We start from the raw sequence: 9470 nt of genomic DNA on the forward strand, positions 1-9470 counted from the left end.
TCGATTCCCTCCTGGCCTGCTTGGGTGCTCGCGTAGCTCAGCCGGCAGAGCACTTCCTTGGTAAGGAAGAGGTCATGGGTTCGAGTCCCATCGCGAGCTTGTAGGGGAAGGGATCGGCTCCCATCGTCTATCGGTTAGGACACGACCCTTTCAAGGTTGAGAGCGGGGTTCGACTCCCCGTGGGAGCGTCGGGTAGCAGTGGTAGTGCGGGCATAGCTCAGTTGGTAGAGCGCAACCTTGCCAAGGTTGAGGTCGCCGGTTCGAGCCCGGTTGCCCGCTCTCGGATGATGTGCAGGGCCGGAGGTTGCGTCTCCGGGAACCAAAACGCTCTGGGGCCGTAGCTCAGTCGGTTAGAGTGCCGGACTGTCACTCCGGAGGTCGCGGGTTCGAGTCCCGTCGGCCCCGCTGGTATCGCGAAGAGGCGCCACGCGCGCCGCGGCGGTTTTGAAAACACGGGTCGGCTCACGGGGCCGTAGCTCAGTTGGGAGAGCGCTTGAATGGCATTCAAGAGGTCAGGGGTTCGATTCCCCTCGGCTCCATTGGCACGCAGTGAGCACCAAAGCGGTGGGGTGGCCGAGTGGCTAATGGCAGCAGACTGTAAATCTGCCGGGCTAAGCCCTACGTAGGTTCGAATCCTACCCCCACCACTTCGGGCGGTTAGCTCAGTTGGTTAGAGCGCCACGTTGACATCGTGGAGGTCACAAGTTCGAGTCTTGTACCGCCCACTCGCGCTGGTTTTCGGGGCTGTAGCTCAGATGGGAGAGCGCTGCAATCGCACTGCAGAGGTCAGGGGTTCGATTCCCCTCAGCTCCACTGTGACGGACGTTGCCACCGTAGCTCAGGGGTAGAGCACTCGATTCGTAATCGAGCGGTCGTCGGTTCAATTCCGACCGGTGGCTCTGGTGCAACCGCGGCAGCGGGTTTACATTCGGTAGGCCGTGCGGGAGTAGCTCAGTTGGCAGAGCATCAGCTTCCCAAGCTGAGGGTCGCGGGTTCGAACCCCGTCTCCCGCTTCGTTTTGACAATCTGGTTCTGGTGCCCTCTGGTGTAATTGGCAACACGCCTGACTCTGACTCAGGAAAGTCCAGGTTCGATCCCTGGGGGGGCAATGGAGGGAAAGGTGCGCGTGGTGGGCTGCCGCGCGTGCACGGTACTGGAGAGGTGGGTGAGTGGCTAAAACCAACGGTTTGCTAAACCGTCGTGCCCAAAAGGCACACGCGGGTTCGAATCCCGCCCTCTCCGCTCCGTCTTGGACCGGTGTCCGAGCGGCTTAAGGAGCACGATTGGAAATCGTGTGGGGTTAACAGCCCTCGTGGGTTCGAATCCCACCCGGTCCGCTCCGTGGGAAGTTTCGGGACGTGGCTCAGCCCGGTAGAGCACTCGCTTCGGGAGCGAGGGGTCGCCGGTTCAAATCCGGCCGTCCCGACTGAGAAGTCGGTTTTTGTTGGAGGCGTAGTCTAACTGGTAAGGCACCGCACTCGAAATGCGGCGGGCGCAAGCCTTTGGGGGTTCGAGTCCCTCCGCCTCCGTTGAAAGATGTCGTGGTGCAACGATCTACGGCCCCGCCGCTCAGTCTGAGCGGCGGGGCCGTTTTCGTTGCGGGTGTAATTGCCGTCTCCGCTCGTCGTTACGCACCCCAGGCAAGCGCGAGCCACAGGTCGTCCATCGAGTTGTCGTCGAAGTAGAGCGTGAAGTCGCCGGTTGGGGACGGCGGCAGGGGAATGTTCTCCAGCGTTCCCGTGCGCAGCTCGCCCATGGCGGCCGGGCCGATGGAGTCGCGGCGCACGCCCGCCGCCGCGGGATCGGGACCGCCGTAGACCGCGACGGTCCGCGTGGTCTTCGCGAACAGGTCCACGCGGCGGACGGCACCCAGGCGGCCCTGGCTCCAGAACGGGTAGTGCTCGGCTCGCAGCGGGAGCACCAGCGCCACGGGTGCCGCGGGGGCGGCGCTCCGGAACCGCGCCCATTCCGTGGGGAACTCGTGCCGCACGGAGAACAGGCGCACCGATCCCGCCGCCTCGGCTTCGTCGATGCGCGCGGACAGCTCCGCCAAGGCGTGGTCGCGCAGCGCGGCGCCGCCGTCGCGGGCCGTGTAGCGAAGGTGCAGGACGACGTCGGCGATGGTGCCGTAGTCGAACTGGCAGGGCTCTCCCCGCGCGGGGTTGGCGGGGAGCTCCAGCCGCCATTCGCTGATGGCTCCCGACCACTCGAACGGAAGGTAGCGCTCGTCGCGCGCGCCGGGGTCGAACATCCCGCTGTCGCTCTGCCCGGCGCTGGTGACGATGGCCTGGATGCCGCCGAAGTGGTCGCTGAACCGCTCGTCCTGGGCGTCGCGGCGGGCGTAGCCGCCGCCCAGCGCGGGACTGCGGCGGATGCTGCTGCGCACCAGCGTGAGCGTGCAGTTGACGCTGGTGTACGGGCCGGTGACGCAGGGCACGCTCACCGCCACGGAGCGGATGCGCCGGAAGTAGTGCCCGGGCCCGTCCATGTCGAAGAGCGATTCGGGGATCGACAGGGTGCAGCGGCCCGTGGCGCGCAGCCGCAGCAGCTCCGCCGGGGCCACCTGCAGCAGGCTGACGTGCCTGGTGAGCTCGTATTCGCGCCGGTTGAGCTCGTGGTAGGCGAGCTCCATGCGCTTGATGTCCAGCTGAAGCCGCTCGCCGGCCAGGAGCCCCTCGCGCCCCGCCAGGTAGCCGGGCTGGATGTAGGCGAGGTCCGGGTCTCCCAGCTCCTGCCGCAGCGCCCGCTCCGCCTTTCGCGCCACCTCCACCGCCAGCTGCAGGCTCTGGCCGTACAGCCCCCGCGTCTCGCGGCGCATCCAGGCGTAGAAGGCGCGCGTGGTGGTCTTGCCGCCGGACTCGCCGGCCAGGAAGGCCTCGATTTCCCGCGCGTTGCGGACCTGCTGCTGGTGGTTGATCCACTCCCGCTCCGCCACGGCCTCGCGGATCTGCGCGGCGCGGAGCTGCTTGTACGCCTGCGTGATCTCTCCGGCGGCCAGGTTGCTCTGGAGCGCCCACTCCTGCTCGCGGCGGGCGTAGCTCCCCATCTTGGCCGCCCGTCCCGCGGCGTAGGTGACCCCATCGGAGACGCCGCGCGCCACGCTGGCCATCATCCCCGTCATCCGCGAGAGCTGCACGCCCCCGAAGCCGACCCCGGCGCCGACCCCCAGAGGGCTCCCGTAGGCATCGAACTGGGGGATGAGCCCCAGGCCGGCGGAGAGGACGTCCAGGTGCACCGCGGCCACGTGCCCCAGGCGGGCCTGCTCCAGGAGGTCCAGCTCCTGCGCCTCATAGCGGCTCATCAGCCGCCCGCCCGTCACGTCGTCCTCGCCGAGCAGGCCGCGGGTGGCCTGGTTGAGCGTGCTCCCCCCGGACGCCGCGATGTCGACGTCGATCGGGCGGGGCGCCACGGCCGGCTCCGCCGCATTGAACCGCATCTCCCTCAACCCGCCGGTGTCCAGCGCCTCGAGCTCGGGGATGCGGATCTCGCCCTCCGGCCGCCCCAGCAGCCGCTCGTAGTAGACGTAGCGGCGAACGGCGTTGGCCATCGACAGCTCCACCCCCTCCCGCGCCTTGCGGGCCTCCTGGAGCTGCCCGTAGCGCACCGTCTCGGCCAGCCCCATCACCACGCGCTCGTGGCGGGCGCGGAGGGCGGCGAGGGCCTCGTTGTCTTCCTTCTCCACCGCGGCCAGCAGGGCGCTTCCCAACGCCTTGACTTCATGGCAGATCTCGGCCGCCTTCTGCAGCAGGAACCCGAAGCGCACCAGGGGGAGCGGCTGGTCGGCCCCGCGCACGGCGGCGCCCACGTCTACCCCCGCGGCCACGGCGCGCGCCAGCAGCGCGGGGTCGATGGGCGGCTCGAAGAGGGGGAGCTGGCGGAAGGCGCCCTGGAAGTTGAGGCTGTTGCGGATCTTGAACAGCCGGTCGGCCACGGTGTCCCAGTAGCCGACGAGCCGGTCGTTGCGCGGCACGCAGAAATAGAGGGTGGAAAGGCCGCGCAGCGTGCGCAGCCGCCCGGCGTCGCCGCCGCCGCCGGCGTGCGGAAGGGGCGCCGCGTCGAAAGGGATGTCGGTTTCCAGCTCGCGCAGGGCGTTGCCGAAGGCGTCGAGGTCGTCGCGCAGCTGGGCGTAGCTCTGCGCGCCCACGGTTCCCTTGCGCGGCACGGCCTGTGGGCGCGGCCCCAGCAGGTTGGCGGCGAGAACGTACAGCTGCGTCGCCTCGTTGATGCTTTCGCCCGTGTCCTCGCGAAAGAGGGCGTCTCCCCAGGCGACCAGGTTGTCCAGGTACGCCATCACCGTTTTGTACATGTACGCCCACGGGCGGTGCCGGGCGACCACGTGGGGGCGGAACGGAGCGTTGCGCCAGGCCTGGATGCTCCGCAGGGTTTCTTCGCGCAGCGCGGGGTCGGTGCCGGCGGAAAGGTTGGCGAGCACCTCCTCGATCTGCCGCACGTCGGCGCGCTGGAACGGCTTCACCTTCCAGAAGCGCTCGGGCGTGGGCCCGTCGCTGTCGTCCGTGGGGTCGAAGATGTAGTGGAACCAGCGCTGCGCCTCGTCGAACCGCCCGTTCTTGCTCAGGTGCACGGCGATGGTGAACGGCACGTGGAAGAACAGTTCCCAGTTGTACACGGCGTACCCGCCGCCCGTGGAGAAGTCCAGCTCCTTGGCCGGCCAGTGCCGCTCGTCTACCTGCGCGGGGTCGGGGTCGTAGCGCGAGGGCGTAAAGAGCGGCTCGTAGAAGGCGAGCCGGGGCGCGGCCGCCGGGAGCCGCACGGCCGTGGCGGCGGCAAGGGTGGCGCGGGTGCCGTCCGCGCGCGACACGCGGGCGCCCTGCGGCAGGGTGGCGGCCACGGGGGGCGGCTGCGTCACCGCCGCCCCCGTGTCGCGCCGCGTCAGGCGGCCGCCGGCCAGGCGCACCGCGGTGCCGTCGGCCAGGGTGAGCCGGGCGCCGTCCCCCAGCCGCACCTCTTCGCCTGCCTCCAGGGTGACGCCCGTGTCGTCCGCCCGCGTGGCGGAGGCCGCCGTGGCCAGCACGGCCGGGGTGCTGTACTCCGTGTCCGTCGCCTGCAGCCCGCGCACGGACCGTTCGATCAGCCGCTCCACCAGCCGGCCGGCGTAGGGATGAAAGTGCGTGGTGAAGCGGTAGCCCAGCTTGCGCGCGGCGAGCTTCGCCAGCGACCCGTCGCCGCCCGGCTTGCCGCCGCCGGAAAGGTCGTAGAGGATGTGGAACGAGTCGGGCATGGGGTGATCCCGGGTCGCGGGTAAGGGTGTCCGTGAGATCGTGCCGGCGGTTCAGCCGGGGATGCCGCCCTGCAGCCCCGCTTGCGCGAGCCCGCCGTGCTGGCCGATCGCCACGTCGCCGAACTGCAGCTGCACTGCCTCGCCGGCCGCCCAGTCCCGGCGCTCCAGCACCGCGTGGCGCGCGTACGGGTCCTGGGGATCGGAGGGCCCCGGCCGCAGTCCCTGGGGCACGCCGGCGTAGACCTGGACCTCGCGAGTGGCCGCCGCGGACGGGAGCTTGTCGCCGGTGCTGAAGCCCTCGAACGCGGCGAGCGGCACCTCAGCCAGGGCGGGCTCCACGAAGAAGGTGTGCTGGTCGTCCTGGTAGAAGAACGGCCGTACCCGGTTCTCCTCGGGCGTGGACTCCGGGTCCATCGTGTTGCCGCTGAGCGCCAGCGAGAAGGTGCCGCCCCGCCGCAGGATGGGGAGGGTGCGCGTCCCGTCCGGGGGCGGCCGGTCCGCGCGCCGGTATGACGGCATCACCTTCAGCGCCCCCGTTCCGCGGAGACGGGTGCCGGCGGCCGAGAGGTCCGGGTAGGGTACCAGGCCGTGAACATGCACCCCGTCGATCACGAGCGGCCGCCCGTTCTTGCTCACCACTCGGAAGGCGCAACGGATGGGGGTACCCAGCTCGATGCGCACGGCGCGCTCCTCCCCGTCTTCCATCTCCTTCGCGACGAACAGCAGCACCTCGCGGCGGTCGAACCCGCGGCCCACCCGCGCGCGCATCGGCTCGCCGAAGCCGCCGGAGCTGCGGCCCGTCCACGCGCCTTGGAAGTACTCGGCCCAGTTCAGCTGGATGTCCACGTACATCTGCACGAGCGAGCCGGATCTCTCCTCGGCGAGCGCACGGGGGCTGCTGTCGGCGCTGCTTTGCGGCTGCGCGGGCCGGTCCATGAAGGTTACCCAGAACAGGTGCAGGCGGCCGCGCCAGACCACCGCCGCCATGTGGTCGCCCTCGATCTCCACCCCCACGGCCTCCCACGGCGTCCAGGTTCCGTCCGCGTAGCGCCGATGGAAGTAGCGGTGCGGCTCGGCGTAGGTGCGGGCGATCACGTGCAGGGTGCCCGGGCCGTGGGGCGCGGTCTCCTGGTAGGTGGTGACCACCTCCAGGCGCGCGATTTCTTCCAGCCCCCGCAGGTAGCGGAAGAAGGCGTCGGCCACGGAATCTTCCGACACCTCGCCCTGCAGCAGCGCGCCTTCCAGCTCGCGGAACAGGTGCGTGCGGTCGTCGCGCAGCTCGGGCTCCAGGAAGTTCTCGGGATACAGGTAGATCTTGCGGTTGGCCTCCCACACCCGGTAGCGCTTCATCCACTGCCACTGGGCCGTGTCGATGGCGGCGGGCGGCACGTGCGGCTCCAGGCTGAGCAGGCAGCGCTGGATGAACAGCTGCACGGACGAGATGGCCAGCCGCAGCCGCGAGGTCTGGACGACGGGCTCCATCCCGGGGTCTACCAGGAAGAACTCGAAGAGCTGCTCCGGGCGCTCGAACCCCTCCGGGTGGCGGTGCAGCACGTGGGCGACCAGCGCGTCGCGCTGCAGCCGGCGCAGCTGGTCGTGGATGGGCTGGGCCGCGCGCTGCCAGCTCTGCGCCCCGTAGCGTGCCTTGACCGCGCCCCGCACGGCGCGCGCAATTCCGAAGCGCCGGTCCTGGTCCTCCGCCGTGGGCGCGCTGCGTACGACTGCCGTCCACCGGGCCACCTCGCCCACCGGTGCGCCCAGCCGCTCCACCACGCGCAGGACCTCCCACACCCGCCGCACGCCGCGCTCGTCGGCCAGCTCGCGCACCTCCACGCCGCCAGCCGTGGTCTGCACCGGGTAGCCCAGGTGCGCCACGGCCGCCCGCACGGTGTCTACGTCGCGCCGCGCAAGCTCCGCGATCCGCCGGCAGACGCCGGCCATCAAGCGCTCCGCCGCCTCCGCCGGAGGCGCGGATGCGGGCTCGGCGCGGCGGGCCGCCTGGAGGACGCCGATCAGCCCGGCGGTGCCGCCGGCCATCTCCGCCCGCAGGCGTGCATACCCCGCCAGGCGCAGGAACCGTTCGAAGAGCACGGCGGCGGACGTTCGCTCGTCGGTCCCGGCGGTGGGGAGCGCGCCCAGGTCGATGCCGCCGAAGTCGGCCGCGTGGTCGCGCAGGTAGCGCAGCTCGCCCTCGTCGATCCCCAGTCCTTCCAGCAGCTGGCCGGCCTTGGCGAGGAGCACGCGCGCGCGGCCCACGCGCTCCACGGCGGCGGACGGGGTCAGGCGCAGCCGTGACAACGGGCCCCGGGGCAGGCGGTCGCTCTCCACCAGCAGCGTGGCGGCGCCGTCTACCAGGGCGCCTGCCTGGAAGGTGAAGGCGTAGGAGACGCCGGGGCGCAGCTCCACGAAGCCGCTGATCTCCTGGTCCGGGGCCGCGGCCACCCCGCGAAGAACGGGGTCGGGGAAGGCGGCCAGCCGCAGCTCCACCGCCATCCCCGCCCGGCCGGCCAGGGCAGTGAAGCGGTACGCCCCCGCATGCTCCACCTCCAGCCGCCCGTCGAAGCGTGCGCCAGTCGCACCGTCGATGCGTGCACGGTCCGTCGCCGCGGTGGCGGGCTCGGCCACGGTGCCCGTCCGGACGGCGTCGGTGGTGCCCTCGGCGTAGTAGCGCACCGTCACGCCCTCCTCCGCCGCCGCGGCGAACGCATCCAGCAGCGGCGCGGGGGTGCCGCCGCCCGGCTCCGCCAGCAGCCGCGGGTCCGTGAGCAGCGCTTCCAGCAGCGAGGGATCCGCGCGCAGGTCGGCGGCCAGGACGCGCACGGCCGCCTCGCGGGTGAGCCGCGCCCGCACCACGGGCACCAGCGCGCGCAGCACGGTACGCCGCCGCTCCCGCAGCCGCTCGTCGTTCCGCGTGACCCGCGCGCGCCGCTCGGCCTCGGCAAGGTCGTTCGGCAGGGGCTCGGCGGGGGCAAAGAGACCGTCGAAGTCGGCGGCCGTGAGGAACCCGCGCAGGGGGGTCGCCTCACGCACCAGGTTGGCGACGAAGAAGGTCCGCGCCTGCCCGCGCACGTCGTCCAGCAGCGCGCCCAGCAGGGTGGCGCCGGCGCCGCCGTGCGCGGCCACCAGGCGGTCGCGCTCCGCCTGCGCCAGCACGCCGCGGTAGGCCAGCCGCTGCATGCGCCGCACGGAATCGTACTCCACGCGCAGGGCGGGCTCGCCGGCGAACGCGGCGGGGTCCAGCGGCACGGCGGGGGCGGCCACCTCCCGCTCGGCGTGGTACCTGGCCTCCCCCGTCCACATCGCCAGAAAGGTCTCGACCTCGGGCGGCGGCAGGACGACGGCGAGCTCCTGGCGCAGCACGTCGTCGCTCAGCACCGCCGCCTCGCCGGGATCGCCAGGCGTGGGGGAATGGGGCGGCAGGGGATGCTCGGCGTGGATGCGGCGGAGTTCCGCGCCCAGCGCACGGGTGAGCGCGGCGGCGGCGTCCGGGTCCGCTCGGTAGCGGCCCACCGGGTCCGACCGGTGGGCCAGCAGGTACTCCAGGTCCTCCACCGACAGTCCGCTCTCCCGCACCTGCGCCGCGGCGTCCACGAAGCGCAACGTGTGCGCGAGCGGGTCCTCGTCGCCCGGGACGGCGGTGGGATCGGCGCGCAGGGGGAGGAAGGGGTCGATCCCGGAAAGCCGCCGCAGCGCGACCACGTCGCGGACCGGCATCTCCAGCCCCCGAGCCAGCAGGGCGTAGCGGTGCAGCAGCGAGACGCTGGCGATCGTGAGCGACGCCGTATCCGGCGTGTGCACCGTGCCGGGGAAGACGGAGGGGAGCTCGGTGGCCGGCAGGGCGCGCGCGGCGTCGGCCAGGATCTCGCGGATCTCGGTCGCCGTCAGCCCCAGCGCGCCCTGCAGGGCCGGGAGGTGGTCCCGCACCAGGGCCGGGCCGGAAAGGTACTCGCCCAGCGGATGCTCGAAAGCGGCATCCTGGTGGGGGCCGCCGGCGGCGAAGAGCTGCACGTACAGCGCGTCGCGCCCCGTGGTGGGAAGGGGGGACCAGAGGGTGAGCAGCCTGCGCCGCGCGTCCGGCCCCACCTGCAGCCGCTCCTCCAACGCCGCGAGCCGGCCCAGGTGCAGCAGCGCCGTCCGGCACGCCGCGCCGATGGTGGTCCACTCCAGCGGCCGCGCGCTCCCGGAAAGAAACAGCTGTAGCGCCCGGTCCGTCTCGTCGATGGTCCATCCC

General features: G+C 71.7%; 2 protein-coding genes and 15 tRNA genes. 15 read left to right on the top strand and 2 right to left on the bottom strand.

Annotated elements, in window-relative coordinates:
- Window positions 1-26: 26 nt before the first annotated feature.
- From VIB55_RS08415 to VIB55_RS08485, 15 genes are all read left to right on the top strand, one after another.
- Window positions 27-99 (top strand) — tRNA-Thr (locus VIB55_RS08415).
- A 17-nt stretch (window positions 100-116) separates the two neighbouring features.
- Window positions 117-188, top strand: a tRNA-Glu gene (locus VIB55_RS08420).
- 18 nt (window positions 189-206) lie between these two features.
- Window positions 207-279, top strand: a tRNA-Gly gene (locus tag VIB55_RS08425).
- A 52-nt stretch (window positions 280-331) separates the two neighbouring features.
- A tRNA-Asp gene (locus VIB55_RS08430) sits at window positions 332-405 on the top strand.
- 61 nt (window positions 406-466) lie between these two features.
- Window positions 467-539: transfer RNA gene (locus VIB55_RS08435), tRNA-Ala, on the top strand.
- Window positions 540-563: 24 nt separating this feature from the next.
- Window positions 564-647: transfer RNA gene (locus VIB55_RS08440), tRNA-Tyr, on the top strand.
- A 4-nt stretch (window positions 648-651) separates the two neighbouring features.
- Window positions 652-725, top strand: a tRNA-Val gene (locus tag VIB55_RS08445).
- A 15-nt stretch (window positions 726-740) separates the two neighbouring features.
- Window positions 741-813, top strand: a tRNA-Ala gene (locus VIB55_RS08450).
- A 14-nt stretch (window positions 814-827) separates the two neighbouring features.
- A tRNA-Thr gene (locus VIB55_RS08455) sits at window positions 828-899 on the top strand.
- A 41-nt stretch (window positions 900-940) separates the two neighbouring features.
- Window positions 941-1013, top strand: a tRNA-Gly gene (locus VIB55_RS08460).
- 23 nt (window positions 1014-1036) lie between these two features.
- Window positions 1037-1109, top strand: a tRNA-Gln gene (locus tag VIB55_RS08465).
- Between the two features lie 46 nt (window positions 1110-1155).
- Window positions 1156-1242 (top strand) — tRNA-Ser (locus VIB55_RS08470).
- A 9-nt stretch (window positions 1243-1251) separates the two neighbouring features.
- A tRNA-Ser gene (locus tag VIB55_RS08475) sits at window positions 1252-1337 on the top strand.
- Window positions 1338-1352: 15 nt separating this feature from the next.
- Window positions 1353-1426: transfer RNA gene (locus VIB55_RS08480), tRNA-Pro, on the top strand.
- A 20-nt stretch (window positions 1427-1446) separates the two neighbouring features.
- Window positions 1447-1529 (top strand) — tRNA-Ser (locus VIB55_RS08485).
- A 98-nt stretch (window positions 1530-1627) separates the two neighbouring features.
- Here the strand turns inward: VIB55_RS08485 and VIB55_RS08490 are convergent.
- Window positions 1628-5239: a hypothetical protein gene (locus VIB55_RS08490; protein ID WP_331876230.1), complete on the bottom strand. Its 3612-nt coding sequence runs from the start codon at window positions 5237-5239 to the stop codon at window positions 1628-1630.
- A 51-nt stretch (window positions 5240-5290) separates the two neighbouring features.
- On the bottom strand, window positions 5291-9470 hold a 4180-nt coding region (locus tag VIB55_RS08495), incomplete at its 5' end, for a neuraminidase-like domain-containing protein (RefSeq protein ID WP_331876231.1).

It is taken from the genome of Longimicrobium sp., from assembly GCF_036554565.1.
GTDB lineage: Bacteria > Gemmatimonadota > Gemmatimonadetes > Longimicrobiales > Longimicrobiaceae > Longimicrobium.

Bases quoted from the DNA above. Each gene is read 5' to 3' on its own strand.
- VIB55_RS08490 (WP_331876230.1), bottom strand. From the start codon at position 5,239: ATGCCCGACTCGTTCCACATCCTCTACGACCTTTCCGGCGGCGGCAAG.